The following is a 26,963-nucleotide window of genomic DNA, read 5'->3' as shown; positions in this document are numbered from 1 at the left end:
GAACGGAGCCGATCATGGCAGACGCTGCAGTTCACGACGACCACGACCACAAGCCGTATCATGGCTGGGTCCGGTGGGTGTATTCGACCAACCACAAGGACATTGGCACTCTTTATCTGATCTTCGCGATCATGGCGGGCTGCATCGGTGGCGCCTTGTCGGTCGTCATGCGCATGGAATTGCAGGAGCCGGGCATCCAGATATTCACTGGCCTGGCGCAGATGGTCTACGGCATGAATGGTGACGCCGCCATCGACGGCGGCAAGAGCATGTACAATGCTTTCACCACCGCGCATGCGCTGATCATGATCTTCTTCATGGTGATGCCGGCGCTGATAGGCGGTTTTGCCAACTGGATGGTGCCGATCATGATCGGCGCGCCGGACATGGCCTTCCCGCGCATGAACAACGTCTCGTTCTGGCTGCTGCCGCCGGCTTTCATCCTGCTGATTATCTCGGCCTTCGTCCCGAGTGCGCCCGGCGCCTACGGCGTCGGCGGCGGCTGGACGCTTTATCCGCCGCTATCGACATCGGGCCAGCCCGGACCGGCCATGGACCTGGCGATCCTTTCAATCCACATCGCCGGCGCCTCCTCGATTCTTGGCGCCATCAACTTCATCACCACCATCTTCAACATGCGCGCGCCCGGCATGACCATGCACAAGATGCCGCTGTTCGCCTGGTCGGTGTTGATCACCGCCTTCCTGCTGCTTCTGTCGCTTCCAGTGTTGGCTGGCGGCATCACCATGCTGTTGACCGACCGTAATTTCGGCACCACCTTCTTCGCCCCGGACGGCGGCGGCGATCCGATCCTGTTCCAGCACCTGTTCTGGTTCTTCGGCCATCCGGAGGTCTACATTCTGATCCTCCCGGGTTTCGGCATCATCAGCCACATCATCTCGACCTTTTCGAGGAAGCCGGTGTTCGGCTATCTAGGCATGGCCTATGCGATGGTTGCCATCGGCGCGGTGGGCTTCATCGTCTGGGCCCACCACATGTACACGACGGGCCTGTCGCTCGACACCCAGCGCTATTTCGTCTTTGCCACCATGGTCATCGCGGTGCCGACGGGTGTGAAGATCTTCTCGTGGATCGCCACCATGTGGGGCGGGTCGATTTCGCTCAAGACGCCGATGCTGTGGGCGATCGGCTTCATCTTCCTGTTCACTGTTGGCGGCGTCACCGGCGTGCAGCTGGCCAATGCCGGCCTCGACCGCCCGCTGCACGACACCTATTTCGTGGTCGCGCACTTCCACTACGTGTTGTCGCTGGGCGCGGTCTTCGCCATCTTCGCCGGCTGGTACTACTGGTTCCCGAAAATGACCGGCTACATGTATTCGCCGGTGATCGCCAACACCCACTTCTGGGTCACTTTCGTCGGCGTCAACCTGGTCTTTTTCCCGCAGCACTTCCTCGGTCTTTCCGGTATGCCGCGTCGCTATATCGACTATCCGGATGCCTTCGCCGGCTGGAATATGGTGTCGTCCTACGGCTCGTACATCTCGGCTGTCGGCGTCGTCATCTTCCTGTTCGGCGTCTTCGAGGCGTTCCAGAAGAAGCGTGTCGCCGGCGCCAATCCTTGGGGCGAGGGTGCGACCACGCTGGAATGGCAACTGCCTTCGCCGCCGCCGTTCCACCAGTGGGAACAGTTGCCGAAGATCAAGTAGGCGGTTGCCTCCTTTAATACGGAACCGCCGGCCGACCGGCGGTTTTGGCCAACGGAATGATGGACTTTAAGTACGCATGGCCCTTGCCGAAGACAGACTGATTGACGAGCCAGGCTTCCGCATGTCGGAAGCGACGGCGGGCGATTTTTTCGCCCTGCTGAAGCCGCGCGTCATGTCGCTGGTGGTGTTCACCGCGTTTGTCGGCATGGTCGCCGCCCCGGTAACCATCAATCCGCTGCTGGCGGTGATCGCGATCCTGGCTATTGCCATTGGAGCTGGCGCGTCCGGTGCGCTCAACATGTGGTACGACGCAGACATCGATGCGGTGATGACGCGCACCGCCGGCCGTCCCGTGCCGGCCGGCCGCATCCGGCCAGGCGAGGCATTGAGTTTCGGGCTGGTGCTGTCGGTTCTGTCGGTGATGACGCTCGGCGTGCTGGTCAACTGGTTGGCCGCATCGCTTCTGGCCTTCACCATCTTTTTCTATGCCGTCATCTATACGATGTGGCTGAAGCGCTGGACGCCGCAGAACATCGTCATCGGCGGTGCTGCCGGCGCCATTCCGCCGGTCATCGGCTGGGCGGCGGTAACCGGATCGGTCAGCCTCGAAAGCTTGGTGCTGTTCCTGATCATCTTCCTGTGGACGCCGCCGCATTTCTGGGCGCTCGCGCTGTTCAAGTCGGAGGACTACGCCAAGGCAGGCATTCCGATGATGCCGAATGTCGCCGGCCATCCCGCGACCAGGCGCCAGATCTTTGCCTATGCGCTGGTCCTCGCGCCGGTTGGCGTGCTGCCATGGGTTCTTGGCTTCACTACGCCGGCCTATGGCATCGTTGCGTTGCTGCTCGGCGTCGGCTTCCTATGGTATGCGTGGAAGGTGCTGCAAATGGCCGATGACGACAGGGCGATGAAGCCGGCCAAGGCCTTGTTCGGCTATTCGCTGCTTTATCTCTTCGCCATCTTCGCCACCTACCTTGGCGATTGCGTCGTCGCGCGCGCGCTGACCGTCGGCGGAGCATGAGCATGGCCGAAAAGAAGCTTGAACTGGTCACGCTGACCGAACGTCAGCAGAAGGCGCGCCGCAATCGCTCGGCCGCAATCGGTTTCGCGCTGGCGGCGCTGGTCGTCATATTCTACGTCGCGACCATCGTGAAATTTGGCCACAGTTTCCCTGGCTCGATGTGAGCTGACGATGACCAGGCAAACAGTCACCGATCCTACGAAGAAGAATACGAACCGCGTCGTCGCTGCCGTCTGCATCGCGTTCTTCGGCGGCATGATCGGCATGGCTTACGCCGCAGTGCCGCTCTATGCGATGTTCTGCCAGGCGACAGGCTACGGCGGCACCGTCAAACGGGCGACCCAGCAATATGCCGATAGGGTGCTCGACCGCGACATCACCATCCGCTTCGATGCCAACACCGCCGGCGTTCCCTGGCAATTCCAGCCGGTCGACCGCTCGATCATCATCAAGATCGGCGAGACCGCCGAGGCGCATTTCAGCGCGACGAACAAATTCAGCCGGCCCATCACCGGACGCGCCACCTTCAACGTGCAGCCGGAACTGGCTGGGCCTTACTTCAACAAGGTCGAGTGTTTCTGCTTCACCGACACGACGCTGAAGCCGGGCGAGACGCTGGACATGCCGGTCGTGTTCTATGTCGATCCCGACATCGTCAACGCGCCGGAATTGAAGGATTTGAGGACGATTACCCTGTCCTACACGATGTTCCCGGTCGACAAGACCAAGCCGGTCGCATCATCGGTGCGGCCGACGGCCGCCGCAACAAGATTTCAGATACCGAAGCAAGCCTCGGGGGTTGATATGGCAGACGCACACGCAAAACCACAGCATGACTATCATCTCGTCGACCCGAGCCCGTGGCCTTTCCTGGGCTCCGTCGGGGCACTGGTGACCGCGATCGGCGGCGTCTGTTACATGCAGTATCTCAAGGGCGGCGATTTCCCGATCTTCGGTTTCAACATTGCCAATCCGTGGCTGTTCTTCATTGGCCTTTTGATCGTCATCTACACGATGTTCGCTTGGTGGTCTGACACCATCAAGGAGGCGCATGAGGGTCGCCACACCCGCGTCGTGTCGCTGCATCTGCGCTACGGCATGATCATGTTCATTGCCTCCGAGGTGATGTTCTTCGTCGCCTGGTTCTGGGCCTTCTTCGACGCCAGCCTGTTTCCGGGCGAGGTCCATCAATACGCCCGCACCGCCTTCACCGGCGGCGTCTGGCCGCCCAAGGGCATCGAAGTTCTCGACCCCTTCCACCTGCCGCTCTACAACACCGTCATCCTGCTTTTGTCGGGCACCACGGTGACATGGGCGCATCACTCGCTCATCCACGGCGACCGCAAAGGCCTGATCAATGGCTTGCTGCTGACCGTCGGCCTCGGCATGCTGTTCACCATGGTGCAGGCCTACGAGTACATGCACGCGCCGTTCGGCTTCAGGGACTCAATCTACGGCGCCACCTTCTTCATGGCGACCGGCTTCCATGGCTTCCACGTCATCATCGGCACGATCTTCCTGTTGGTCTGCCTGATCCGCGCCATGAAGGGCGACTTCACGCCCAAGCAGCATTTCGGCTTCGAGGCCGCCGCCTGGTACTGGCACTTCGTCGACGTGGTGTGGCTGTTCCTGTTTGCCTCGATCTACGTCTGGGCCTCGAACGGCGCGATGATCGAACCCCATTGAGATCGACCTGAGGAAATCGACAAGGCGGCTGCGGCGGCGCGGCCGCCTTATCTTTTGCGGCAAATGCTCCTAGGATGATCCGATGAGCGACGACAAGGCGATCTGGCCACCAATCGATCCGATCTCGGCCGGCCTGTATGGCCGCTGCCCGCGCTGCGGCGAGGGCAAGCTGTTTTCGGGATTCCTCACGGTCGGCAATCGCTGCACCAATTGCGGCCTCGATTATTCCTTCGCCGATGCCGGCGACGGGCCGGCGGTGTTCGTTATCCTGATCATCGGCTTCATCGTCGTCGGCCTGGCGCTGTGGATGGAGGTGACGCTCAATCCGCCGCTCTGGCTGCATCTGCTGCTGTGGATTCCGCTGACGCTGGTGCTTTGCCTGGCGGCGCTCCGGCTGATCAAGGGCGTGCTGCTGACGCTGCAATACCGCAACAAGGCGGCCGAGGGCCGGCTGGACCGCGGCGAATGAGCGAGGCATCAGGTTTGGTGGCCGGCCGGTCGCGGCCCAAGCGCGCATTGGCGCTCGGCCTGGGTATCATCGTGTTTTTGATCCTGCTGGCGCTCGGCACCTGGCAGGTTCAGCGACTGCACTGGAAAGAGGGCCTTCTCCAGACGATAGACCAGCGCACGCATTCGGCGCCTGTGCCATTGGCCGAGGTCGAAAAGCGGTTTGCTGCCACCGGCGACGTGGACTACACGCCGGTAACGGTGACCGGCACTTTCTTGCATCAAGGCGAGCGGCATTTCCTCGCCACCTGGGAAGGCCAGTCCGGTTTCGATGTCTTCACGCCACTGCAGCTCGACGATGGCCGTTTCGTACTGATCAACCGCGGCTTCGTGCCTTACGATTTCAAGGACCCAGCCAAGCGGCCGCAGGGGCAGGTAACGGGCGAAGTGACGGTGACGGGGCTCGCCCGCAACCCGCTGCCGGCCAGGCCCTCGAGGATGCTTCCCGACAATGATCCGCAGAAGAACATCTTCTACTGGAAGGACCGTGATGCGATGGCCTCTAGCGCCGGCCTGCCGGCAGGTGCGGCGCTGGTGCCAATCTTCATCGATGCGAACGCCACGCCCAACCCCGGCGGGCTGCCGGTCGGCGGCGTCACCGTCATCGACCTGCCGAACAGCCATCTGCAATATGCGATAACCTGGTACGGCCTTGCCGCCGCCCTTGCCGGTGTCCTTATCTCCTGGTTCCGCCGCCCGGCGAAAGACCAATGATCGCCGCCACTACCCTTGACAGGGCAGGGCCGCGCACCTCATTTCGCGCCTAGAGCTCAGTAGTCACAGTCCGATCAACCGGCCTACAATCAGCGTAAGATGCAATCATGCTTCACACAAAGCCACCGCTGACCATCCGGCTTTGCCAGCCGCGCGGTTTCTGTGCGGGCGTTGACCGTGCCATCCAGATCGTCGTGCTGGCGCTGAAGAAATACGGCGCGCCGGTCTATGTCCGCCACGAGATCGTGCACAACCGCTACGTCGTCGAAGGGCTGCAAAGCCTCGGCGCGGTGTTCATCGAGGAGCTCTCCGAGATCCCGCCCGAGCATCGCCAGAGCCCGGTCGTCTTTTCGGCGCATGGCGTGCCGAAATCGGTGCCGGCCGACGCCCAGTCGCGCAACCTCTTCTATCTCGACGCGACTTGCCCGCTGGTTTCGAAAGTCCACAAGCAGGCAATGCGCCATCAGCGGCTTGGCCGCCACGTGCTTTTGATCGGCCATGCCGGGCATCCCGAGGTGATCGGCACAATGGGCCAGTTGCCGGATGGCGCGGTCACTCTGATCGAGACCGAAGCCGACGCCGCAAGCTTCGTGCCTGCAGACCCGCAGGCGCTCGGCTTCGTGACCCAGACGACGCTGTCGGTCGAGGACACCGCTGGTATCATTCGCGCCCTGCAGCAACGTTTTCCCGAGCTGCACGCGCCGGCGGCGGAATCGATCTGTTATGCCACCACCAATCGCCAGGAAGCGGTCAAGGAAACAGCGGCCGGCGCCGATCTCTTCCTGGTTGTCGGCGCACCTAACTCCTCCAACTCGCGGCGCCTGGTCGAAGTGGCCGAGCGCGCCGGCGCCTCGATGTCGCTTCTCGTGCAGCGCGCCTCCGAAATTCCGTGGAATGAGATTGCCGGCATTTCGACGCTCGGCCTGTCGGCGGGCGCCTCGGCGCCGGAGATCATCGTCGACGAGATCGTCGATGCTTTCAGGCAGCGCTTCGACGTGACCATCGAGCTGGCCGTAACGGCGACGGAGACGGAGGACTTTCCGGTGATGCGGGTGTTGCGCGATGTCGAACTGACGGCTGCCGACATGGCCTTCGTCAACGGGGCCGCGTAACAACGATGGCGGTCTATACCGACGTCAACGAGGGCGAGCTCGGCGCATTCCTCAGGAACTATCCGGTCGGCGACCTCCTGTCCTACAAGGGCATCGCCGAAGGTACCGAAAACTCGAATTTTCTGCTGCACACCAGCAGCGGCTCCTACATCCTGACGCTTTACGAGAAGCGGGTCGACAAGGCTGACCTGCCGTTCTTTCTCGGCCTTATGGCCCACCTCGCCAGAAAGGGCATTTCGTGCCCGCTCCCGGTCACCGCACATGATGGCGGTGTCATCGGAACACTTGCCGGTCGGCCGGCGGTCATCATCACCTTTCTCGAAGGCCTGTCGCTGCGGCGGCCGACGGCTGCGCATTGCGGCGAGGTCGGCAAGGCGCTGGCGGCCCTGCATCTCGCCGGCGCGGATTTTCCGATGACCCGCCCCAACGCCCTTGCCATCGATGGCTGGCGCAAGCTGTGGAATGCCGCCCGCGCCCGCGCCGACGAGGTCGAGCCGGGACTGGCGGCCGAGGTCGATGCCGATTTCGCCGATTTCGGGCGGAACTGGCCGAACGGTCTGCCGCAAGGCATCATCCATGCCGATCTTTTCCCGGACAATGTGTTCTTCCTCGGCGAGAAACTGTCCGGGCTGATCGACTTCTATTTCGCCTGCAACGACCTCTACGCCTATGACGTTGCCACGTGCCTGAACGCCTGGTGCTTCGAGAAGGATTTTTCCTTCAATCTGACCAAGGGCACGGCGCTGCTTGCCGGCTACCAAAGCGTGCGGCCGTTGAGCAGTGACGAGAAAGCTGCGCTGCCGATGCTGGCGCGCGGCTCGGCGCTGCGCTTCATGCTGACCCGGCTCTACGACTGGCTGACGGTTCCGGACGGCGGGCTGGTGATGAAACGCGACCCGACCGAATATATCCGCCGGATGCGCTTCCACCGGGCCATCAACTCTCCTTCCGAATATGGACTGACATGACCAAGCGCGTTGAAATCTTCACCGATGGTGCCTGTTCGGGCAATCCCGGGCCTGGCGGCTGGGGCGCAATCCTGCGCTTCAACGGCGCCATCAAGGAGCTCCATGGTGGCGAGGCTCTGACCACCAACAACCGCATGGAGTTGTTGGCGGCGATCTCGGCGCTCAACGCGCTCAAGGAGCCTTGCGTCGTCGACCTTTATACCGACAGCAACTACGTCAAGGACGGCATTTTCGGTTGGATCGATGGCTGGAAGCGCAACGGCTGGAAGACCGCCGCCCGGCAGCCGGTGAAGAATGCCGAGCTGTGGCAGCAGCTCGACGCGGCGCGCAACCGCCATCAGGTCACCTGGCATTGGGTCAAGGGCCATGCCGGCCATCCTGAGAACGAGCGCGCCGACGAATTGGCGCGGCTCGGCATGGCGCCATTCAAGACGAAGTCGGCGAAACCCGCGCTCGCGTCCGTGCCGCCGAAGGAAGGCACCCAGTCCAGGCAATCGGCGGCCAAGAAGGTTCGGCGCTCGACCCAGAGTTATTGATCCGGTTGAACTGGCGTGTCAGCGGATCAGGAGGGCGGTGCCGAACAGTCCGATGGCAAACACCGTATGCGACACAAGATTGAGGGCGCGGACCTGCATCGGATTGGGCCGCTTCGAAGCGGCCCAGCCGGCGCCCATGCCGGGCGCGAGCAGAAACCACCCGGCGCCGACGGTGACGATGCCGAGGATAAAGGCCGGCAGGAAGGTCGGCGCGGTGAGCCAGGCCGTACCGGCCAGCACGACCAGTATGATGCCGTAGACGATACCGACAGCATAATGAAAGGTCCAGCCAAGTACTGATTCATGCAGGTAGGGCGAGGCCTTGCCAATGTCGTCATGGAAGACCTTGCCTTCCCTGAGATGCCAGACCCAGCGGCCGACCAGCCCCCAGTTCGGCCGCGGTTGGGCGAAGGCCTTGTTCAGGAAAATCGCCCAGACATCCATAAGCGCGGTTGCGCCGATGCCGATCGCGACGCTGCGCCACAAGATGTCAGACATAATCGAGGTCCTCAAAAGCAAGCAGTCCCGAAGGGCCGACACATGGCCCAGAAACCGGGTCGGCTTTCGGAAGGATCATGCGCCGATGCAAAAGTCAGCGTCCTTTGGACGTTGAGCGCTCGAAGGCGCCCCGCCGCCGTCCCAGGCCTAAGCTGTCGCCAGGACGGAAAGCTGTCCGAGAATGTGAGCCGCACCGGACTCGTCGACGCCGGGCTTTGTCTCGACATTGAGTGCGGTGACCCTGCCGTCCTCGACGATCATCGAAAAACGCTTCGAGCGCAGCCCCATGCCGCCGCTGGAGAGGTCGGCGTCGAGGCCGACCGATTTGGCGAAATCGCCATTGCCATCGGCAAGATAAAGGATTTTGCCTTCACCGCCGCTGAAGCGGGCCCAAGCCCCCATGACGTGAACATCGTTGACCGAGACAACAGCGATAGTGTCGACGCCGCGCGCCAGGATGGCGTCGTAATTGTCCAGGTAGCCGGGCAGATGATTGTTGCTGCAGGTCGGCGTGAAAGCGCCTGGAACGCCAAACAGCACGACCGTCTTTCCTGAGAATATCTCGCCCGTCGTGATCGGCTTTGCACCATCGGCGGTCATTGTCTTGAAGGTCGCATCGGGCAGTTTGTCGCCAACGGAGATCGTCATGATGGTCCTCGTTTGGAAATGGAAGGGAGTGTCCTTGCGATAGCGAATTAAGGCGCGCCCGGCAACCGTCCAGACGTTGGCATCACGGGAATGGCAACAGGCCTTCGACCGCGCCTGCGGCACTTGTCAGTGTGTAGTGCAGGCCGCCATCCGTTGGCGTTGTCGACGGCCTGTCGAGGATCGGCACAGTAAAGATCAGCTTGCCATCCTTTTCGCTGCGTGCCGGGGCACCGAACATGTAGTCGCGTTCGCCGGCAACGAAGAAGTCGGCGCCCTCGGGGCTGCCCGGAAAGCTCGCTTCGAGAATCAGCGTTTCGTGGTCGCCCGGCAGTACGTTTATGCCGAAATCGGGCGTTGCCGTGGCGGGCAGGGTGGCAAGGCCTGCCTTGACCAGTGCCGCATCCTCGGCGTTGTCCGGATCGGCGCCGGGATCGACGGTCAGCCTTGTTTGCACAGGGATGCAGATGGTTTCGCAGATGCCGAGGAAAATGTCCGCATCGATGACGGCCGGCTGGCCGGGCGTGGCAAGCGTGAACGTCACCGGCAACGAAACCGGGTGGTCGTAGCCGGCCCATTTGCCATAGCCGTCGTCATGGCGCTGCGGCGGCGGAAACAAAAGCGTCGCGTCGGCAATGTTGGTGCTGGCCGAGACGTCGATCTGTGGCGGCACGCCCGCATCGCCCGGATCGCGCCAATAGGTTTTCCAGCCGGGCTTCAGCGCAATGTCGAGGACGCCCTGGAGACGTCCGGCCTGGTCGGCTTTGCCGCTCGTCACCAGCCTCACCCTGCCGCCTTCGCTGTTATACCAGGCGGAGGAGGAGGCTGCGGCTGGGAGGCCGGTCGCCGATCCAATGGCCACACCAAGCAGCAGGATTTTCAAGCTTTGCATGACGGTGATTTGATCGTCCGTTGATGGCTACACAATGATTTCATGACGCGGCCGGCATCATATTGCGTGACCTTCGATTTACGAGCCTGATCAAATCGAGCGCCGCCCATCTTTTCGAGGCTTCGGAAACGCGTTACGCTGTGGCCATGGATTTGTTGCGCCATAAAAGGACGGCCACAGGACCCGGCTTTCTCGACGACCAGTTCCTGATCGCCATGCCCGGCATGAAGGATGATCGCTTCACGCGCTCTGTCATCTACATTTGCGCGCACAGCGACGAAGGCGCGATGGGGCTGATCATCAACCAGACGCAGCAGATGCTGTTTCCGGACCTGCTCGTACAACTTGGCATCATGAATGAGATGGAGGCGATCCGTCTGCCGGCGCCGGCGCGCGATTTTGTCGTGCGCAATGGCGGACCGGTGGATCGCAGCCGCGGCTTCGTCCTGCATTCGGGCGACTACCGGGTGGAATCCTCGCTCGCCGTGTCCGATGACGTCTGCCTGACCGCGACCGTCGACATTTTGCGCGCCATCTCCTCCGGCCGCGGACCCCGGCGGGCTCTGATGGCGCTCGGCTATGCCGGCTGGGGCGCGGGCCAGCTTGAAAACGAAATCGCCGAGAATGGCTGGCTGACTTGCCCGGCAAGTGCCGAGCTTCTGTTCGACGCCGACATCGACCGCAAATACGACCGGATCCTTGCCTCGATCGGCATCGATCTCGCGCATCTCAGCCTGGCTGCCGGTCACGCCTGAGCCTCATCACGTCCCCGAAACTTGTCACGCTTGAGTGAGCGGGTACTGTTCCTTCAGCGTCTTCAGCACCTGGTCGCCGGGCATCGGCGCGCCGAACATGAAGCTCTGCACGTATTCGCAGCCCATCTGCCGCAGCTCCAGCGCATCGCTCTCGTCCGAAATGCCTTCGGCAACGACCGACAGGCCGAGCTCATGTGCCATGTTGACCATCGACTTGAGCAGCACCGCGCGTTTCGGCGTCGCGTCGTCGACGAAGCTCTTGTCGATCTTGATGGTGTCGAAAGGAAAGCGCGTCAGATAGGCCAGCGATGAATAGCCGGTGCCGAAATCATCCAGCGACAGGCCGATCCCAAGCTGCTTCAGCTTGGTCAGCACATGGGCAGTCTGCTCGGGATTGTCCATCACCAGCGATTCGGTGAGTTCGAGCCGGAAGCAGCGCGGTTTCAGGTTGGCTCGCGCGATCACCGAGCGGACGTCGCTGACCAGGTCGCGACGGATGAGCTGACGGCTGGACAGATTGACCGAGACCGACAGCGGCGCATCGCCGATCTGCTTTTGCCATCCCGCCAGGTCTTCGGCAGCCTGCTGCATGGCGAACAGCCCAAGCTGCACGATCAGGCCGCAGTTTTCGGCAACCGGAATGAAATCCGCCGGCGGGATCATGCCGCGCCGCGGATGGTCCCAGCGCAGCAACGCTTCGAAGCCGGCAACGCTGCCGTCCTCCAGCCGCACGATCGGCTGATAGGCGAGCGTGAATTCGCGTCGCTCGATGGCGCGGCGCAGGTCGGACTCGAACTGCAGCCGGTCGGTGCCGACCGTGCGGAAGGCGGGCCGGAACGGCTCGATCCTGTCGCCGCCGAAGCGCTTGGCCTGATGCATGGCAAGCTCGGCATCCTTGACCATGTCCTCGGCCGAGGTCTGCGTGGACGTCCAGGTGATCAGCCCGATCGAGGCGGTCAGCACGATCTCGCGCTTGGCGAAGGTGATCGGGTTGTTGATGGCGTGCTTGATGGCATCGGCGATGGCCGCGATGCGAGCCGGATCCTGCTCCGACAAAAGCATCAGCGCGAACTGGTCGCCGGCAAAGCGCGACAGCGAATCCTTCGGCTTGAGCAGCCGGTGCAGCCGCCGCGCTATGGTCAAAAGGATGGTATCGCCGGCCGAGATGCCGAGCCCGTCATTGACCTGCTTGAAGCGATCGATGTCGATGACAAAGACGGTCGGGCGCACCTTCTCTTCGGTGCGGGCAATCGAAATGATCGCCTCCAGCCGGTTCATGAACAGCTCGCGGTTGGGCAAGCCGGTCAGATTGTCGTGCACAGCGTCGTGCAGCAGCCGTTCCTCGGACTTCTTCTGCTCCGTCACGTCGACCATGGTGCCGACGCAGCGGATGACCTCGCCGTCCGAGCCGATCACCGGCCGGGCGCGCAGCGAAAACCAGTGATAGTGCCCGTCGACGCCGCGCAGGCGGAAGTTTCGCGACACCCGGCCACGCCGGTGCTCGAGCACGACGTCGAGCGTCGTGCGAAACGTGTCGCGGTCGTCGGCATGCAGCACCGGCAGCCAGTTGCGGGCGGGGCCGCCGAGACTGTTGGGGGCAAGGCCGAGCTGAATGCTGACGTCGGGACGAGTGACGACGCGGTCGCGCAGCACGTCCCAGTCCCACACAGTATCGCCCGATCCGGCAACCGCCAGCGCCTGCCGCTCGAGATCGGAGAACAGGCCCTGATGCAGGGCGCCGCCAGCAAAAGCGTGCTGCATCACCGTGAAGCCGATCAACAGGATGATGAGGATCAGCCCGCCGCCCAGCGCCGGCTGGGCGATATCGTTGTCCAGCATGCCGGTGATCGCCATCCACGATCCGCATAGCCACAGCAGAACCATCACCCAACTGGGCACGAGCATGATGGCGCGGTCGTAACCGCGGATACCGAGGAAGATGATCAAGCCGAGCCCGGTCAGTGCGGTGGCGGCGAAGGACAGCCTGGCAATGCCGGCAGCAACCGCCGGATCGATGATGGCGACGCCGGCGATCAGCACCAGCCCGAGAATCCAGACCAGCGCGCCGTAGCTGAAATGGCCGTGCCACCGGTTGAGGTTGAGATAGGCAAACAGGAACACCACGAAGGTCGCCGCAAGCGCCACCTCCGTTCCGGCGCGCCACATCTGCTCGTTGCCCGGGGATATTTCTATGATCTTGTTAAGAAAGCCGAAATCGACGCAGATATACGCAAGCACCGCCCAGGCAAGGGCCGCCGTCGCCGGAAACATCGAGGTCCCCTTGACGACGAAAAGAATGGTCAGGAACAGCGCCAGCAGGCCGGCGATGCCGATGACGATGCCACGAAACAGCGTGTAGGAATTGACCGAGTCCTTGTAGGATTCAGGATCCCACAGATAGACCTGCGGCAGCTTGGGCGAGGCGAGCTCGGCGATGAAGGTGATCACCGTTCCGGGGTTCAACGTCACCCGGAACACGTCGGCGTCGGGGCTGGTCTGGCGGTCGAGCGCAAAGCCTTCGCTGGGCGTGATCGCAGCGATACGGGTCGAGCCGAGATCCGGCCAAAACAGGCCGGAATTCACCAGCCGGAAATGCGGTGCTACAATCAGCCTGTCGAGCTGCTGGTCGGTGGTGTTAGCGAGCGCGAACACCGCCCAGTCGCCGGTCGAGCGCACGTCATTGGCCTCGACCTCGATGCGCCGCACGATGCCGTCCGGGCCGGGTGCCGTCGAGACCTGGAAATTCTCGCCCTGGTTGCGGTAGATTGCGACGGCGCCCGAAAGGTCGAGCGCCACGTCGTCGCGGGCGATCTTGATCGGTTCGACCGCAAACGCCGACGATGCCGCGCAGAGCGTGACGATTGCCGCCAGCATAAAGGCAAGCAGCGACCCGTTGCGCAGAAAATTCGTCAAAAATCAGTCCTTTGTTCCAACGCCCGGCGGATCGTCCGCGATTCGGGCGTATAGGTAATGGTCCTGCCAGATGCCGTTGATCCTGAGATAGGATCGTAGCAGTCCTTCGCGCCGGAATCCGGCTTTTTCAAGCACGCGGATCGACCGGGCATTATCGGGGATACAGGCAGCTTCGATCCGGTGCAACCGCAGCGTTTCGAAGGCGAAACGCGTCACCACCTTGACGGCATCGGTCATCAGGCCGCGTCCGCTGAAGCGCTCGCCGATCCAGTAGCCGATATGGCCGCTTTGGGCGACCCCGTGGCGGATATTGCCGAGGGTGATACCGCCGGCCAGCTTGCCGCTGCTTTTCTCGAAGATGAAGAAGGCGATCGCCGTCCCCTGCGCGTAGTCCTCGCGGTAGCGGCCGATACGGTGCCGCCACGCCGTACGGTCGAGCTCGTCAGGCGTCCATCGCGGCTCCCACGGCTCGAGGAAGGCGCGGCTTTCACTGCGCAGCACCGACCACTCGCGATAGTCGTTGGTCAGCGGCACGCGCAGCGTGACCAGCTCGCCCTTCAGTGCCGGCAGGTCGCGGCGAAAGAAAGGGAGCGCGAACACGATGCTCGAATGGGCTTAGACGGCAAGCTTACGGGCAGTGGTCTGCGTGCCCGAAAGCGAATCGAGGATCGCCTCATAGGGCGCGAGCGTACCCACCGGCCCGACAGCTGTAAGCGTCGGCTTGGTCGAAAAAAGCCGGGACGACAGATCCGTCAGCCGCTCGACAGTCAACGCCGACAGGCGCTCCATCAGCTCTTCCTTGGCGATCGGCCTGCCGAACAGAAGCAACTGCCTGGCGATCTGCGAGGCGCGGCTAGCCGGGCTCTCGGCCGACATGATCAGCCCGGCGCGGTATTGCGCACGCGCCCGGTCGAGCTCCTCCTGCAGGATGTTTTCACCGGCCTTTTGCAGCTCGTCGATGATCACAGGCACCAGCTCGGCAATATCGCTTTGTCCGGTCGCGGCATGGACCCCGAAGACGCCGGTGTCGGAAAAACCCCAATGGAAGGCATAGACCGAATAGCACAGGCCGCGTTTTTCGCGGACTTCCTGGAAAAGTCGCGACGACATGCCGCCGCCGAGGATCATCGACAGGACCTGGGAGGCATAGAAATCGCGGACGTGATAGGCGCGGCCCTCGAAACCCAGCACGATCTGCGCGTCCATCAGGTCGCGGTCCTCGCGAAAATCGCCGCCGACATACTGTGCATATTGCGGGATGGTGCCGTCGGCCTTGCCGCGGAAGCTGCCGAGACGCTTTTCGACCTCCCGCACGAAATCGTCGTGCTTGATATCGCCAGCCGCCACCATCACCATGTTCTCGGCGCCGTACTGTCGTTCGATGAAGTCGTGCAACTGCTTCGAAGTGAAGGATTTGACGGTTTCCGGCGTGCCGAGAATCGAGCGGCCGATAGTCTGGTGGCGAAAGGCGGTCTCGGTAAAGTGATCGAAAACGACGTCGTCGGGCGTATCGTGCGCGGCGCCGATCTCCTGCAGAATCACATGCTGCTCTCGCTCCAACTCCTGCGGATCGAATTCGGATTCCTGCAGGATGTCGGAAAGAATATCGACGGCCAGCGGCACGTCGTCGCTCAGAACCCTTGCGTAATAGGAGGTCGTCTCGACGCTGGTGGCGGCATTGATCTCGCCGCCGACGTCCTCGATTTCCGAGGCGATCTCGAAGGCGCTTCGCCGCCTGGTGCCCTTGAAAGCCATGTGCTCGAGCAAGTGCGCCATTCCGTGCTCTTCGTCACGCTCGTTGCGTGCGCCCGATTTGACCCAGGCGCCAAGGGCAACAGATTCGAGGCTTGGAAGGGTTTCGGTGGCGACTGTCAGGCCGTTCGACAGACGGCTTACCTCAACACCCATATGGCAATTACTCCCTAACGCGCCGCCCGCGTGTGGCGGCCGAGATAATCTTCCACCATTTTCAGGTCGGATGGAAGTACCGTGTATTTTTCCTCGGCGCTCATCAACCCGCCTAGCCATGCAGGCAGGGCAGGCGACACGCCGCTGGCGGCTTCGACGGCGACGGGAAACTTTGCCGGGTGCGCAGTGCCCAGCACCACCATCGGCACCTCACCCGCAGTCTTGCCGGCGGCCACATGCATGGCCGCGGCCGTATGCGGGTCGAGCAGATAGCCGCTCGCCGCAAGTGTGGTGCGGATGGTGGCGGCGACCTCGTCCATGGTGGCGCGGCCGGCGTCGAATTCGGAGCGGATCTTGGCGATTTCGCCAGCCTCGATGGTGAAGGCGCCGGACTGCCTGAGCCCGTTCATGTAGCGCCGCACGGTCGAGGCATCGCGGCCGGACGCTTCGAACAGCAAGCGTTCGAAGTTCGAAGACACCTGGATGTCCATCGAGGGCGACGTGGTCGAAAAGACCCCCTTCATGCGGTATTCGCCGGTCGCCAGCGTGCGCGCCAGAATATCGTTGTCGTTGGTGGCGATGATCAGCCGTTCGATCGGCAGCCCCATCTTCTTGGCGGCATAGCCGGCAAAGATGTCGCCGAAATTGCCGGTCGGCACGGTGAAGGAAACCGGTCTGTCGGGCGCGCCGAGCGACAGCGCGGAGGAGAAATAATAGACGATCTGGGCCATGATGCGGGCCCAGTTGATCGAATTGACGCCCGACAGCGATACCCGGTCGCGAAAACCGTGGTCGTTGAACATGTCCTTCACCAGGCCCTGGCAGTCATCGAAATTACCTTCGATCGCCAACGCATGGACGTTTGCGGCGGTCGAGGTCGTCATCTGCCGCTGCTGTACCGGCGAGACGCGGCCATGCGGGAAAAGCACGAAGATGTCGGTGCGGTTGCGCCCGGCAAAGGCATCGATGGCGGCCCCTCCGGTGTCGCCGGAGGTGGCGCCGACAATGGTGGCGCGCTGGTCGCACTCGGCCAGCACATGGTCCATCAGCCGCGCAAGAAGCTGCATCGCCACGTCCTTGAACGCGAGCGTCGGGCCGTGGAAGAGCTCGAGCACGAAGCTGTTCGGCCCGGTCTGCACCAGCGGGCAGACGGCCTCATGGCGGAAGGTCGCATAGGCTTCGCGCACCAGCCGTTCGAACACCGGCGCCGCGATCTCGCCGCCGAGGAACGGCGACAGCACCCGGATGGCAAGATCGGGATAGGCAAGGCCGCGCATGGCGCGGATCTCGGCTGCGGAAAAATGCGGCCAGGCGCTCGGCAGGTAGAGCCCTCCGTCGCGCGCCAGTCCGGCCAGCACGGCGTCGGAAAATCCAAGCGCGGGCGCTTCCCCGCGGGTACTCACATATTGCATCGTTACGTTTCCATTGCTGCCGGGAATTTTGGCCCGCCGCGAGGTGGTGGATTTCTGCGCGGGCTCAGTCGCATTTTTGCCGCGCGGTTGATATACGTCACCGGCTTTGCGAGAGGGAAGTGCAGTTCATGGCGTTTCATTCATTCAACGGTCGTTTTGTCGCGGGTCTGGGGCTCGCCGGCTTTATGCTTGCCGCCGCAGGCTGCCAATCGAGCGACAATGGTATTCTCGGCTTCGGCAAGAAGGACACGACGCCGCCACCGCCACCCGATCCCAAGGTGCTTTCCAGCCAGCTGCAGGCCTATTGCCCGAAAGTGACGTTGCGTGACGGCACCGCTTTCTTCAATACCTACGCCAAGAGCGGTCCGAAGCCGAAGAAAAAAACCGATGTTGCCGCCGAGGAAGCCGCGCAGCCGGCAACGGACGCGGCTGGCGTCGATCAGCCGGACGATTCCGCCAAGATCATCTATCAGGCTTCGATCACCGATGTGACCCGCGACTGCAGCCGCGCCAACGGCTCCTTGTCGATGAAGATAGCCGTCGCCGGCAAGGTCGTGCCTGGCCCGATGTTCACCCCCGGGACCATCACCATGCCGATCCGCATCGCGGTGATGCACGGCACCGAAGTTCTCTATTCGCAGCTTCACTCCTATCAGGTCCAGGTTACCGATCCTTCGAGTGCCACGCAGTTCGTCTTCACCGATTCCAACGTCGTCGTTCCGGAGCCGACGGCGAAGGACTACCAGGCATATGCCGGGTATGACGAGGGCGCTCCGAAAGTAGCGACAGACAAGCCGAGGAAGAAGAAAGCCGCCGCGACCAACTAAGCCGCTGCATTCGCGCCGCGGCGGCTGAGGCGGCCTCTCACGCGTCCGCCGACCATTCCGACAGCGCGGCGATCACGCTTTTCAGTTCCGCCCAGCGGCGGATGACCGTTTCCGCGCCGGCCTCGGTCAGCGCATCGGCGTGGCCGGGATAGCTGTGCGCCGCGCCGGTAAAGCCGATGACGCGCATTCCCGCCGTCTTGGCGCCGGTGACGCCATGCACCGAATCCTCGATGACAAAGGTGTTCGCCGGATCGGCCTTGAGCTTTTCCGCGGCGAACCGAAACACGTCCGGCGCCGGCTTGGTTTTCCCGGTCGGGGTTTCCAGCGAGGAAAAGATCCGGCCGGCAAAGAACGGCAAAAGCTGCACCTTCTCCAGCATGAATTCGATCCGCTCAGAACGCGAATTCGAACAGACGCAGCGCGGAACTGCTACCGCGGCGACAGCTTCGTGCGCTCCGTCGATGGCACGCACGTCGCTGCGCAGCCTGCGATCGACAAGCTGTTCCTCCTTGTCGATCAAGGAGGCCTGGAACGGGATCCGGGACTTTTCCTCGACCCGCATCATGATGTCCTTGAAAATCAGCCCGGCATAGACCTCGGAAATCTCCTCGGCCGATATCTCGTAGCCGGCCGAGGTCAAAAGCTCGGCATCGATACGCGCGGCGATGATTTCGGAATCGACGAGCACGCCGTCGCAATCGAAGATGACAAGATCTGGCTGGGGCATGGTGATCCGGGAAGCGGGATGAGGGGAATGCCGAGAGGGCCTTTGGTCAAAACGGCTCAGGCGGCGCGGCATACACCAACAGGCCGGGCTTCGCAAATTCGGCGTGCTGCTTCACTGAATATTTACGCTGATCGGTAACCATAACGGACAGTAAACAGTAACGCGTGCCTTGGGTGTCACAATGTCTGCCGTGCGTTTTCTCGACGACCTTTCCGATGCTCCCCAGCAATCCGAGTGGCTGGATACGATCCTGAAAGGCGACTGCGTCGCCGCGCTCGAACGGCTGCCGGAAAAGTCGATCGACGTGATCTTTGCCGATCCGCCTTACAATCTGCAGCTCGATGGCGATCTGCACCGGCCCGACCAATCCAAGGTCGATGCCGTCGACGACCATTGGGACCAGTTCGACAGTTTTGAGGCCTACGACGCCTTCACTCGCGCCTGGCTGCTGGCGGCGCGCCGCGTGTTGAAGCCCAACGGCACGATCTGGGTCATCGGCTCCTACCACAATATTTTCAGGGTCGGCGCCAAGATGCAGGACCTGGGCTTCTGGATCCTCAACGACGTCGTCTGGCGCAAGACCAATCCAATGCCCAATTTCCGTGGCCGCCGTTTCCAGAACGCGCATGAGACGATGATCTGGGCATCGCGCGACCAAAAGGGCAAGGGTTACACATTCAACTACGAGGCGCTGAAGGCGTCGAATGACGACATTCAGATGCGTTCCGACTGGCTATTTCCGATCTGCACCGGCGGCGAGCGCCTGAAGAACGACAATGGTGACAAATTACATCCGACGCAGAAGCCGGAAGCGTTGCTTGCCCGCGTCATGACGGCATCGACCAGGCCAGGCGACATCGTGCTCGACCCCTTCTTCGGTTCAGGTACCACCGGGGCTGTGGCCAAGCGGCTTGGCCGCCACTTCGTCGGCATCGAGCGTGAGCAGGCCTATATCGATGCCGCCATGGAACGTATCGATGCGGTCCGGCCGCTGGAAGGCGCCAATTTGACGGTGCTGACCGGCAAGCGGGCTGAGCCGCGCGTCGCATTCGTCACGCTTCTCGACAATGGCTTGGTGGCGCCCGGCGCCACGCTCTACGACGCCAAGAAGCGCTGGGCGGCAAAAGTGCGTGCCGATGGCACGCTGGCGATCGGCGACAGTGCCGGGTCGATCCACAAGATCGGCGCTCACGTCCAGGGGCTGGACGCCTGCAACGGATGGACCTTCTGGCATTATGAGCGCAGCGGCGGTCTGACACCGATCGACGAGCTTCGCCGCATTGCGCGGCTGGGCATGGAGCGGGCAGGGGCCTGAGGCTCCGAGTTGCGATAGATCGGTTATGCCAAGGCTCACCCAACCTCTGGAAGCGATTCAAATCACACTTTGATCCCAAGGCGCTCAAGGTCCGCCCTGAGCGTCTTTGCGTCGGTGAACAGCACAGCCTGCCAACCGGCCGCCTTGGCGCCGTCGACATTCTTCTGGCTGTCGTCGATGAACAGCGTGGCTGCCGGATCGAGGCCGAACGCGGCGACGTGGTGATCGTAGATGGCGCGATCCGGCTTGATCTGGCGGATGTCGCCCGACACGGTCACGCCGCGCGGCCTATTGAGGAAATCGAACCGCTCACGGGCCTCGGCAAGCGTATCGGCCGCGAAATTGGTCAGCATCGTCACGTCGTGGCCGCTCTCGATCAGCCCGATCATGATCGCGACGCTGTCCTCATAGGCATGAGGCACCATCTCGTGCCAGTGCCGGCGGAAATTGCGGATGTTTTCGGCATGGTCGGGATATTGAGCGATTGCCAGCGCTTCGGCCTCTTCCCAGCTGCGGCCGCGGTCCTGCTCGATGTTCCAGTCGTGCGTGCAGACATTTTCGAAGAACCATTTCCGTTCGTCGGGATCGGGGATCAAGCGGCTGAAGGGCAGGTTCGGATCATAGTGGATCAGCACTTTGCCGATGTCGAAAACGATGTGGCGGATTTCGGACATTCTTCTCTCTTTCAATGCGGCCGCTGCTTTTTCGTCGCGCCCGGTATCGCCGCTTCGATTACCTTTTTCATGACGCTCGGCAGCGCCTCCCCGGAAATTTCATGGGCCAGCGACCAGAAATGCCCGGCCGGGCCGACGCTGTCGGTCTCCGCCTTGAACACGTCGAGTTCAAGCGCAAAATGGGTAAAGATATGGCCGATGCGTCCGGCCTGCCGCCAGTCGCCGGGGAACGGGGCTGCCGCCACCGTGGTGGCGCCATCGATCCGCGCGGTCCAGCCGGTCGTCGGCACTTCGGTCATGCCGCCCAGCAGGCCTTTATTCGCGCGCTTGCGCAAAAGGATGGCGCCGTCGCTCCTGACGGCGACGAAGGCGGCGCCGCGGCGCAAGGGTTTCTCGGCCTTGGGCAGGCGGACCGGAAAGCGCTCGGGATCGCCCGAGATTGTGGCGCTGCAATCCTGCCTGACCGGGCAGAGCATGCAGCGGGGCCGGCGCGGCGTGCAGATCGTCGCGCCCAGGTCCATCATCGCCTGCGCGAAGTCGCCGGGCCTTGTCGGGGGAACCATGCGTTCGACCTGGCCGCGTATCTCGCCCTTGGCGTCGCCCAGAGGCGTGGCGATCGAATACAGCCGTGAGACGACCCGTTCGACATTGCCGTCGACGACCGCGGCTGGTCGGTCGAAGGCGATCGCCGCGATCGCCGCCGCCGTGTAGGCGCCGATGCCGGGCAGTTCCCTCAAGCCGGACTCGCTGTCCGGAAAGCGGCCGCCTTGCCGCGCGACGAGATCGGCGCAGGCTTTGAGGTTACGGGCGCGGGAATAATAGCCGAGCCCGGCCCAGGCCTTCATGACGTCTTCGGTCGGTGCCGCCGCCAGTGCCTCGACAGTTGGCCATTTCTGCACGAAAGCCCGGAAATAGGATTTTACCGCCTCGACCGTGGTTTGCTGCAGCATCACCTCGGAAAGCCAGACCAGATAGGGATCTGGCTGGGCGCCGCCTGCCACCGCACGCGGCGGAACGCGCCACGGCAGCTCGCGGTGATGCGCGTCGTACCAGCCAAGCAGCCGGAACGCGATCTCGCCATTGTCTCCGGATACGGCCTTGCGGGTCTGGTCGTGCAGTGCCATTGATCGAGGGTCGGCCCTAATCCACTGATGCTGAAGCTGGAGAACGCACATGGCAGGGAAAAGGCCCTTCGGCAATCCCGTTCCGGTGAGCGATCTCGCAACCGAGATCCTCGACCCGGTGCTGCGCAAGCGGGCCGGCATGTCGATCGGGCTGGTCCAGTCGTGGGAAGAGATTGCCGGACCGCGGCTTGCCGGCCGCTCGCGCCCGGAAAAGATCCAGTGGCCGCGCCGCATGCACGAGGACGATCCGTTCGAGCCGGCCGTGCTGGTAATTGCCTGCGAGGGTGTGGCGGCACTGCATCTGCAGCACGAGACCGGCGAGATCATCAACCGGGTCAATGCGTTTCTCGGTTTCAATGCGATCGGCCGGATCAGGATCGTGCAGAAGCCGGTAATGGCGGGCAAGGAAAGGCCGGCACCCAGTTTGCGGCCGCTGACCGTGGCGGAGAAGGCGAAGCTGTCGGGCTCTGTCGGTTTGATCGAGGACGACGGGCTGCGCGCCTCGTTGGAGCGCCTTGGCGCCACCATTCTTGGTCAAAAGAAGCCGTGATCTCGCGCTATCGTGATGGTATGCCCGGATTTGGCGATTGGAATAGGGGCGGTAATGCCTTAATTCGCGCCAACTCTCGCTTTTTGTAGCCTTTGCATTGCAAAATCCAACTATTGCCAGGTGACTCGTATGCTTCGTTCCTTGTCCCGCAGACACCTTTTGACTTCACTGGCCGCAATACCAGCGGCAGCCCTGCTTGCCGCCTGCAGCGACTCGGGCGAGAAAGCCGAGGCGCAGGATGTGAAACCTGCGGCTCCGGCGGAACCTGCGAAGCCGGCCGCCCCGGCCGCCGCCAAAGCGCCTGAAGCTCAGGGCACGGTGGATATGGCAGCCTTGTTGAAGCCCGGCGCGCTGCCCGACATGCAGCTCGGCAAGGACGATGCAAAGGTCACCATCGTCGAATATGCATCGATGACCTGCCCGCATTGCGCGCATTTCGCCGAGACCACGTTTCCGGAGCTGAAGACGAAATATATCGACACCGGCAAGGCCCGTTACATCCTGCGCGAGTTTCCGTTCGATCCCAGTGCCGAGGCCGGTTTCATGCTGGCGCGCTGCTCCAAGGACAACTATTTCCCGATGGTCGACGTGCTGTTCAGGCAGCAGGCGAACTGGGTTGGTGTGAACAATACCAAGGACGCACTGCTGCAAATCGCCAAGCTTGCCGGTTTTACACAGGAGTCCTTCGAGGCCTGCTTGACGGACCAGAAACTTCTGGACGATGTGAGATCCGTCCAGAAGCGCGGCGCCGACGAATTCAAGGTCGATTCCACACCGACCTTTTTCATCAACGGAAAGACCTACAAAGGGGCGATGTCGATTGCGGAAATGTCGGCCATCATCGACCCTCTGCTCTGACGTTTCGGCAGTGCCGAAGCGGCGTCGCTTCGGCGTGCGCACTTCTTTGGCTTGCCGCGGGTTCTCCTTGCAAAACCCCGGAACAGTGTTGCGAAACTTGGCTATGGGCCGGCGCGAATGAAGTTCTCGCGCCTTCGCCTGCTCGGCTTCAAATCCTTCGTAGAACCCGGCGAGTTCGTCATCGAACGCGGCCTGACCGGCATCGTCGGGCCGAATGGCTGCGGCAAGTCGAACCTGGTCGAGGCGCTGCGCTGGGTTATGGGCGAAAGCTCCTACAAGAACATGCGTGCGTCCGGCATGGACGACGTCATCTTTTCCGGTTCCGGAACACGACCGGCCCGCAACACCGCTGAAGTCACGCTTTTTCTCGACAACAGCGACCGTAGCGCGCCCTCGGCCTTCAATGATTCAGACGAGTTGCAGGTTTCGCGCCGCATCGAACGCGAGGCGGGTTCGCTCTACCGCATCAACGGCAAGGAAGCCCGCGCCAAGGATGTGCAGCTGCTGTTCGCCGACCAGTCGACCGGCGCGCGTTCGCCATCGATGGTCGGGCAGGGCCGCATCGGCGAGCTGATCCAGGCAAAGCCGCAGGCGCGCCGCGCGCTGCTGGAAGAGGCAGCCGGAATTTCCGGCCTGCACACACGGCGCCACGAAGCCGAGCTGCGGCTGAAGGCGGCGGAACAGAACCTCGAAAGGCTGGACGACGTTGTCGGCGAACTGGAAAGCCAGATCGAAAGCCTGAAACGCCAAGCCCGCCAAGCCTCGCGCTTCAAGAACCTGTCGGCCGACATCCGCAAAGCCGAAGCGACGCTGCTGCATCTTCGCTGGACGCTGGCCAAGACGCAGGAAGGCGAAGCGCGTTCGGCGCTGGCGATTGCCACCGCGCTGGTCGGCGACCGTGCTGCTGCCCAGATGGCTGCCGCCAGGGAACAAGGCATCAACGCCCACCGGCTGCCGGACCTGCGCGATGCGGAAGCAGCAGCCGCCGCAGCCTTCCAGCGTCTGTCGATCGCCAAGGCGCAGATCGAGGAAGAGGCAGGCCGCATCCGCGCCCGCCAGGCAGAGCTCGACCGCCGACTGCAACAGCTTGATGACGACCTTGCCCGCGAGCAGCGCATGGTCCGCGACAATGCGGATATCCTCGAACGTCTCGCTGCCGAAGAAGCCGCGCTCAACACCGAAAACGCCGGCGCCGCCGAGCGTGAGGCCAGCACCCGCGCGGCTTTCGAGCAGGCGGCATCGACGCTTGCCTCTAGCGAGGCCAGGCTCGCCGCGCTGACCGCCGAACGGGCGGAGGCTGCCGCCTCCCGCAACCAGATCGAACGGACGCTGCGCGATACCGCCGAGCGCCGCGACCGCTTTGGCCGCCAGCTTGCAGATGTCGACCGCGAATTGTCGGAGATCGTCTCCAGGGTCGCCGGCCTGCCCGATCCCGCCGAGAAGCGGCTGCTGGTCGAACAGGCGCTGGCACTGCTCGAAGGGGCCGAGGCAGCAGCGATTGCAGCCGAACGGGCGGTCGCCGAGGCGCGTGCGGGCGAAGGTGCTGCCCGCCCACCGGTTCAGGACGCAAAGGCCGAGCTGGCGCGGATCGAAACCGAGGCCCGCACGCTTGCCAAGATCCTCAATGCTGCGAGCGGCGACTTGTTTCCCTCGGTGCTGGAGCAGATCAGCGTCGAGCGCGGCTACGAGACGGCGCTGGGTGCCGCACTTGGCGAAGATCTCGACGTGCCGCTCGACCGCAGCGCGCCGGTGCATTGGGGCCAGAGCGAAATCCAGCCCGGCGACGCCGCGTTGCCCGAAGGTATAAAGAGCCTCGCCAGCGTGGTGCGCGCGCCGGCGCAGCTGGCCCGCCGGCTGGCCCAGATCGGCATTGTCGAAGCCGCCGACGGAAGAAGGCTGCAGACGCTGCTTGCCCCCGGTCAACGGCTGGTCAGCCGCGAAGGCGCGCTGTGGCGCTGGGACGGCTTTACCGCCAGCTCCGATGCGCCGACCGCCGCCGCGCAGCGGCTGGCGCAGAAAAACCGGCTGGCCGAACTCGACGCCGAAGCGATCCATGCCACCCGCATACTGCGCGACGCCGAACAGGCTCTTGCCCGGGCCGAACAGGCGCTTGCCCAGGCGAGCGAAGCCGAACGCTCCGCTCGACAGGCCGGGCGCGACGCCCAGCACGGGCTGGACGCTGCTCGCAATGCGCTGGCCGAGGCCGAAAAGGCCGGCGGCGAACTGTCGAGCCGGCGTGCAGCACTTGACGAGGCGCGCGCCCGCATTGTCGACAGCCATGAGGAAACGGCGACAGCATTCGTCGAGGCGGAAATGCTGCTGCAGGACGCGCCCGATCTCGGCGATCTGCAGTCGCAACTCGACCAGTCGGCCGCCAACGTCGCCCGCGACCGCGCCGCCCTTGCCGATGCGCGCGCCGTTCACGAGGGCCTGAAGCGGGAAGCCGAGGCACGTGCGCGCCGGCTCGACGCCATCGGCGCGGAACGGCGCAACTGGGTGGAGCGCGCCGAAAACGCGTCGACGCAGATCGCAGCGCTCGGCGAACGCAAGGCCGAGGCCGAGGCCGAGCGCGAGCGGCTGGCCGACGCACCCGACGAGATCGACGCCAAGCGGCGCGCCTTGCTGTCGCAGCTCGCCGAGGCCGAAAGCCTGCGCAAGGCTGCCGGCGACCGCTTGCAGGAAGCGGAGAACCGGCAGTCCGAGCTGGACAAGGCTGCGACCGCTGCCATCCAATCGCTCGCCGAAGCGCGCGAAACGCGTGTTCGCGCCGAAGAGCGGCTGACCGCCGCCGACGAGCGTCGGCTGGAAGTCGAAGCGCGCATCCAGGAAACGCTGAACACGCCGCCGCATCTGGTGATCCGCCACACCGGCCTCGAACCCGACAGCCCGATGCCCGAAATGGCCGAGATCGAGCGTCAGCTCGACCGGCTGAAGGTCGAGCGCGAACGGTTGGGCGCCGTCAATTTGCGCGCCGAAGAAGAGCAGAAGGAACTGTCGGACCGGCTGGAGACCATCGTTTCCGAGCGCGACGACATCATCGAGGCGATCCGTAAGCTGCGGCAGGCGATCCACAGCCTGAACCGTGAAGGCCGCGAGCGGCTGCTCGCTGCCTTCGAGGTGGTCAACGGCCATTTTCAACGGCTGTTTTCGCATCTGTTCGGCGGCGGCACCGCCGAGCTGCAACTGATCGAGTCCGACGATCCGCTCGAAGCCGGGCTCGAGATCCTGGCGCGACCGCCCGGCAAGAAGCCGCAGACGATGACGCTGCTGTCGGGCGGCGAGCAGGCGTTGACGGCGATGTCGCTGATCTTCGCCGTGTTCCTGACCAATCCGGCGCCGATCTGCGTGCTCGACGAAGTCGACGCGCCGCTCGACGACCACAATGTCGAACGCTTCTGCAATCTGATGGACGAAATGGCCGCAACCACCGAAACGCGCTTCGTCATCATCACACACAACCCGATCACCATGGCGCGCATGGACCGGCTGTTCGGGGTAACCATGGCCGAGCAAGGCGTCAGCCAACTGGTGTCGGTTGACCTGCAGGCGGCCGAAGCCATGCGCGAGGCAAGCTGACGCATCAGCTTAATGGTGGTCTCCACCTCGGCTTTCGACTATAGCACGACGAAATGGGCCGGATCTGCCGCTCCAGAT

General features: G+C 63.2%; 25 protein-coding genes and 1 pseudogene. 16 read left to right on the top strand and 10 right to left on the bottom strand.

Translation table 11 applies throughout. The features are described from left to right. Window positions 1–14: 14 nt before the first annotated feature. The 10 genes and pseudogenes from ctaD (at window position 15) to rnhA (ending at window position 8,211) form a co-directional block, all read left to right on the top strand. Entirely contained in the window at window positions 15–1,667 is a 1,653-nt protein-coding gene (gene ctaD, locus NKH78_RS08985) for a cytochrome c oxidase subunit I (RefSeq protein ID WP_352476671.1), read from the top strand. Between the two features lie 76 nt (window positions 1,668–1,743). Continuing rightward, a complete protein-coding gene (locus NKH78_RS08980; protein WP_352645918.1) occupies window positions 1,744–2,688 on the top strand; it encodes a heme o synthase in 945 nt (314 codons plus the stop codon). Then, window positions 2,685–2,852, top strand: a complete 168-nt coding sequence (locus NKH78_RS08975) for a cytochrome c oxidase system small membrane protein (protein ID WP_023674135.1) — start codon at window positions 2,685–2,687, stop codon at window positions 2,850–2,852. The genes NKH78_RS08980 and NKH78_RS08975 overlap by 4 nt, the downstream gene beginning before the upstream one ends. A 7-nt stretch (window positions 2,853–2,859) precedes the next feature. Beyond that, window positions 2,860–3,417, top strand: a pseudogene (locus tag NKH78_RS08970) (cytochrome c oxidase assembly protein); the annotation flags it as partial. Window positions 3,418–3,492: 75 nt separating this feature from the next. Continuing rightward, on the top strand, window positions 3,493–4,374 hold the full coding sequence (locus tag NKH78_RS08965; RefSeq protein WP_352688989.1) for a cytochrome c oxidase subunit 3: 882 nt from the start codon (window positions 3,493–3,495) through the stop codon (window positions 4,372–4,374). An 82-nt stretch (window positions 4,375–4,456) separates the two neighbouring features. Beyond that, window positions 4,457–4,843, top strand: coding sequence for a DUF983 domain-containing protein (locus tag NKH78_RS08960; RefSeq protein ID WP_352882700.1), 387 nt, complete (start codon window positions 4,457–4,459; stop codon window positions 4,841–4,843). Then, window positions 4,840–5,595 carry an SURF1 family protein gene (locus NKH78_RS08955; protein WP_352882698.1) on the top strand — a complete coding sequence of 252 codons (756 nt, stop codon included), beginning with the start codon at window positions 4,840–4,842 and terminating at the stop codon, window positions 5,593–5,595. The genes NKH78_RS08960 and NKH78_RS08955 overlap by 4 nt, the downstream gene beginning before the upstream one ends. A 107-nt stretch (window positions 5,596–5,702) precedes the next feature. Further along, complete coding sequence (ispH, locus tag NKH78_RS08950) at window positions 5,703–6,707, top strand: 4-hydroxy-3-methylbut-2-enyl diphosphate reductase (RefSeq protein ID WP_254818458.1); 1,005 nt, start codon at window positions 5,703–5,705, stop codon at window positions 6,705–6,707. 5 nt (window positions 6,708–6,712) lie between these two features. After that, a complete protein-coding gene (locus tag NKH78_RS08945; RefSeq protein WP_352882696.1) occupies window positions 6,713–7,675 on the top strand; it encodes a homoserine kinase in 963 nt (320 codons plus the stop codon). After that, complete coding sequence (gene rnhA, locus NKH78_RS08940) at window positions 7,672–8,211, top strand: ribonuclease HI (RefSeq protein ID WP_352882694.1); 540 nt, start codon at window positions 7,672–7,674, stop codon at window positions 8,209–8,211. Before NKH78_RS08945 ends, rnhA begins: the two co-directional genes overlap by 4 nt. 18 nt (window positions 8,212–8,229) lie before the next feature. Here the strand turns inward: rnhA and NKH78_RS08935 are convergent, their stop codons facing one another. From NKH78_RS08935 to NKH78_RS08925, 3 genes are all read right to left on the bottom strand, one after another. Next, window positions 8,230–8,709 carry a DUF2938 domain-containing protein gene (locus NKH78_RS08935; RefSeq protein WP_352645929.1) on the bottom strand — a complete coding sequence of 160 codons (480 nt, stop codon included), beginning with the start codon at window positions 8,707–8,709 and terminating at the stop codon, window positions 8,230–8,232. A 147-nt stretch (window positions 8,710–8,856) separates the two neighbouring features. Then, complete coding sequence (locus NKH78_RS08930; protein WP_254818462.1) at window positions 8,857–9,357, bottom strand: peroxiredoxin; 501 nt, start codon at window positions 9,355–9,357, stop codon at window positions 8,857–8,859. Window positions 9,358–9,439: 82 nt separating this feature from the next. Next, window positions 9,440–10,246 carry a protein-disulfide reductase DsbD domain-containing protein gene (locus tag NKH78_RS08925; RefSeq protein ID WP_352882692.1) on the bottom strand — a complete coding sequence of 269 codons (807 nt, stop codon included), beginning with the start codon at window positions 10,244–10,246 and terminating at the stop codon, window positions 9,440–9,442. Window positions 10,247–10,392: 146 nt separating this feature from the next. On the opposite strand from NKH78_RS08925, the gene NKH78_RS08920 reads away from it, so the two are divergent. Further along, window positions 10,393–11,001 carry a YqgE/AlgH family protein gene (locus NKH78_RS08920; protein ID WP_254818656.1) on the top strand — a complete coding sequence of 203 codons (609 nt, stop codon included), beginning with the start codon at window positions 10,393–10,395 and terminating at the stop codon, window positions 10,999–11,001. A gap of 24 nt (window positions 11,002–11,025) precedes the next feature. Here NKH78_RS08920 and NKH78_RS08915 read toward each other — a convergent pair whose 3' ends face one another. Genes NKH78_RS08915 through thrC form a run of 4 tightly spaced genes read right to left on the bottom strand, consistent with a single transcriptional unit; the run spans window position 11,026 to window position 17,234 of the window. Beyond that, window positions 11,026–13,914, bottom strand: coding sequence for an EAL domain-containing protein (locus tag NKH78_RS08915; protein WP_352882690.1), 2,889 nt, complete (start codon window positions 13,912–13,914; stop codon window positions 11,026–11,028). Window positions 13,915–13,917: 3 nt separating this feature from the next. Next, the gene (locus NKH78_RS08910; RefSeq protein ID WP_254818464.1) at window positions 13,918–14,514 is read right to left on the bottom strand and encodes a GNAT family N-acetyltransferase; all 597 of its coding nucleotides are present in this window, start codon (window positions 14,512–14,514) and stop codon (window positions 13,918–13,920) included. Window positions 14,515–14,529: 15 nt separating this feature from the next. Continuing rightward, window positions 14,530–15,822 (bottom strand): M16 family metallopeptidase, encoded by a 1,293-nt coding sequence (locus NKH78_RS08905; protein ID WP_292657506.1) that lies wholly within the window; start codon window positions 15,820–15,822, stop codon window positions 14,530–14,532. A 14-nt stretch (window positions 15,823–15,836) separates the two neighbouring features. Further along, on the bottom strand, window positions 15,837–17,234 hold the full coding sequence (gene thrC, locus NKH78_RS08900) for a threonine synthase (protein ID WP_352882688.1): 1,398 nt from the start codon (window positions 17,232–17,234) through the stop codon (window positions 15,837–15,839). 128 nt (window positions 17,235–17,362) lie between these two features. On the opposite strand from thrC, the gene NKH78_RS08895 reads away from it, so the two are divergent. Next, window positions 17,363–18,061, top strand: a complete 699-nt coding sequence (locus tag NKH78_RS08895) for a hypothetical protein (RefSeq protein ID WP_352701597.1) — start codon at window positions 17,363–17,365, stop codon at window positions 18,059–18,061. Window positions 18,062–18,098: 37 nt separating this feature from the next. Here the strand turns inward: NKH78_RS08895 and NKH78_RS08890 are convergent, their stop codons facing one another. Beyond that, window positions 18,099–18,788 carry an HAD family hydrolase gene (locus NKH78_RS08890; protein ID WP_352737050.1) on the bottom strand — a complete coding sequence of 230 codons (690 nt, stop codon included), beginning with the start codon at window positions 18,786–18,788 and terminating at the stop codon, window positions 18,099–18,101. Window positions 18,789–18,969: 181 nt separating this feature from the next. Between NKH78_RS08890 and NKH78_RS08885 the strand changes: the two genes are divergently transcribed. Next, window positions 18,970–20,103: a site-specific DNA-methyltransferase gene (locus tag NKH78_RS08885; protein ID WP_352882685.1), complete on the top strand. Its 1,134-nt coding sequence runs from the start codon at window positions 18,970–18,972 to the stop codon at window positions 20,101–20,103. Window positions 20,104–20,165: 62 nt separating this feature from the next. Here NKH78_RS08885 and NKH78_RS08880 read toward each other — a convergent pair whose 3' ends face one another. Beyond that, a complete protein-coding gene (locus NKH78_RS08880; protein ID WP_254818470.1) occupies window positions 20,166–20,777 on the bottom strand; it encodes an HAD family hydrolase in 612 nt (203 codons plus the stop codon). Window positions 20,778–20,788: 11 nt separating this feature from the next. Then, window positions 20,789–21,901, bottom strand: coding sequence for an A/G-specific adenine glycosylase (gene mutY / locus NKH78_RS08875; RefSeq protein ID WP_352505204.1), 1,113 nt, complete (start codon window positions 21,899–21,901; stop codon window positions 20,789–20,791). A gap of 49 nt (window positions 21,902–21,950) precedes the next feature. Here mutY and NKH78_RS08870 point away from each other — a divergent pair, with 49 nt between their 5' ends. The 3 genes from NKH78_RS08870 to smc all read left to right on the top strand — a co-directional run bounded on the left by NKH78_RS08870 (window position 21,951) and on the right by smc (window position 26,885). Then, the gene (locus NKH78_RS08870) at window positions 21,951–22,451 is read left to right on the top strand and encodes a DUF721 domain-containing protein (protein ID WP_352777216.1); all 501 of its coding nucleotides are present in this window, start codon (window positions 21,951–21,953) and stop codon (window positions 22,449–22,451) included. A 129-nt stretch (window positions 22,452–22,580) separates the two neighbouring features. Beyond that, window positions 22,581–23,309: a DsbA family protein gene (locus NKH78_RS08865; protein ID WP_254818473.1), complete on the top strand. Its 729-nt coding sequence runs from the start codon at window positions 22,581–22,583 to the stop codon at window positions 23,307–23,309. A 117-nt stretch (window positions 23,310–23,426) separates the two neighbouring features. After that, a complete protein-coding gene (gene smc / locus NKH78_RS08860; protein ID WP_352505202.1) occupies window positions 23,427–26,885 on the top strand; it encodes a chromosome segregation protein SMC in 3,459 nt (1,152 codons plus the stop codon). Window positions 26,886–26,963: the final 78 nt, after the last annotated feature.

Origin of the sequence: Mesorhizobium sp. M0910 (genome assembly GCF_040319465.1) — a bacterium.
Lineage (GTDB): Bacteria > Pseudomonadota > Alphaproteobacteria > Rhizobiales > Rhizobiaceae > Mesorhizobium.
Note: the sequence above shows the minus strand (reverse complement) of the source record. Positions and strands in the feature narration are given on the sequence as shown.

Coding starts and splice junctions, on each gene's coding strand:
- ctaD (WP_352476671.1), top strand. CDS start 15: ATGGCAGACGCTGCAGTTCACGACGACCACGACCACAAGCCGTATCAT.
- NKH78_RS08980 (WP_352645918.1), top strand. CDS start 1,744: ATGGCCCTTGCCGAAGACAGACTGATTGACGAGCCAGGCTTCCGCATG.
- NKH78_RS08975 (WP_023674135.1), top strand. CDS start 2,685: ATGAGCATGGCCGAAAAGAAGCTTGAACTGGTCACGCTGACCGAACGT.
- NKH78_RS08965 (WP_352688989.1), top strand. CDS start 3,493: ATGGCAGACGCACACGCAAAACCACAGCATGACTATCATCTCGTCGAC.
- NKH78_RS08960 (WP_352882700.1), top strand. CDS start 4,457: ATGAGCGACGACAAGGCGATCTGGCCACCAATCGATCCGATCTCGGCC.
- NKH78_RS08955 (WP_352882698.1), top strand. CDS start 4,840: ATGAGCGAGGCATCAGGTTTGGTGGCCGGCCGGTCGCGGCCCAAGCGC.
- ispH (WP_254818458.1), top strand. CDS start 5,703: ATGCTTCACACAAAGCCACCGCTGACCATCCGGCTTTGCCAGCCGCGC.
- NKH78_RS08945 (WP_352882696.1), top strand. CDS start 6,713: ATGGCGGTCTATACCGACGTCAACGAGGGCGAGCTCGGCGCATTCCTC.
- rnhA (WP_352882694.1), top strand. CDS start 7,672: ATGACCAAGCGCGTTGAAATCTTCACCGATGGTGCCTGTTCGGGCAAT.
- NKH78_RS08935 (WP_352645929.1), bottom strand. CDS start 8,709: ATGTCTGACATCTTGTGGCGCAGCGTCGCGATCGGCATCGGCGCAACC.
- NKH78_RS08930 (WP_254818462.1), bottom strand. CDS start 9,357: ATGACGATCTCCGTTGGCGACAAACTGCCCGATGCGACCTTCAAGACA.
- NKH78_RS08925 (WP_352882692.1), bottom strand. CDS start 10,246: ATGCAAAGCTTGAAAATCCTGCTGCTTGGTGTGGCCATTGGATCGGCG.
- NKH78_RS08920 (WP_254818656.1), top strand. CDS start 10,393: ATGGATTTGTTGCGCCATAAAAGGACGGCCACAGGACCCGGCTTTCTC.
- NKH78_RS08905 (WP_292657506.1), bottom strand. CDS start 15,822: ATGGGTGTTGAGGTAAGCCGTCTGTCGAACGGCCTGACAGTCGCCACC.
- thrC (WP_352882688.1), bottom strand. CDS start 17,234: ATGCAATATGTGAGTACCCGCGGGGAAGCGCCCGCGCTTGGATTTTCC.
- NKH78_RS08895 (WP_352701597.1), top strand. CDS start 17,363: ATGGCGTTTCATTCATTCAACGGTCGTTTTGTCGCGGGTCTGGGGCTC.
- NKH78_RS08890 (WP_352737050.1), bottom strand. CDS start 18,788: ATGCCCCAGCCAGATCTTGTCATCTTCGATTGCGACGGCGTGCTCGTC.
- NKH78_RS08885 (WP_352882685.1), top strand. CDS start 18,970: ATGTCTGCCGTGCGTTTTCTCGACGACCTTTCCGATGCTCCCCAGCAA.
- NKH78_RS08880 (WP_254818470.1), bottom strand. CDS start 20,777: ATGTCCGAAATCCGCCACATCGTTTTCGACATCGGCAAAGTGCTGATC.
- mutY (WP_352505204.1), bottom strand. CDS start 21,901: ATGGCACTGCACGACCAGACCCGCAAGGCCGTATCCGGAGACAATGGC.
- NKH78_RS08870 (WP_352777216.1), top strand. CDS start 21,951: ATGGCAGGGAAAAGGCCCTTCGGCAATCCCGTTCCGGTGAGCGATCTC.
- NKH78_RS08865 (WP_254818473.1), top strand. CDS start 22,581: ATGCTTCGTTCCTTGTCCCGCAGACACCTTTTGACTTCACTGGCCGCA.
- smc (WP_352505202.1), top strand. CDS start 23,427: ATGAAGTTCTCGCGCCTTCGCCTGCTCGGCTTCAAATCCTTCGTAGAA.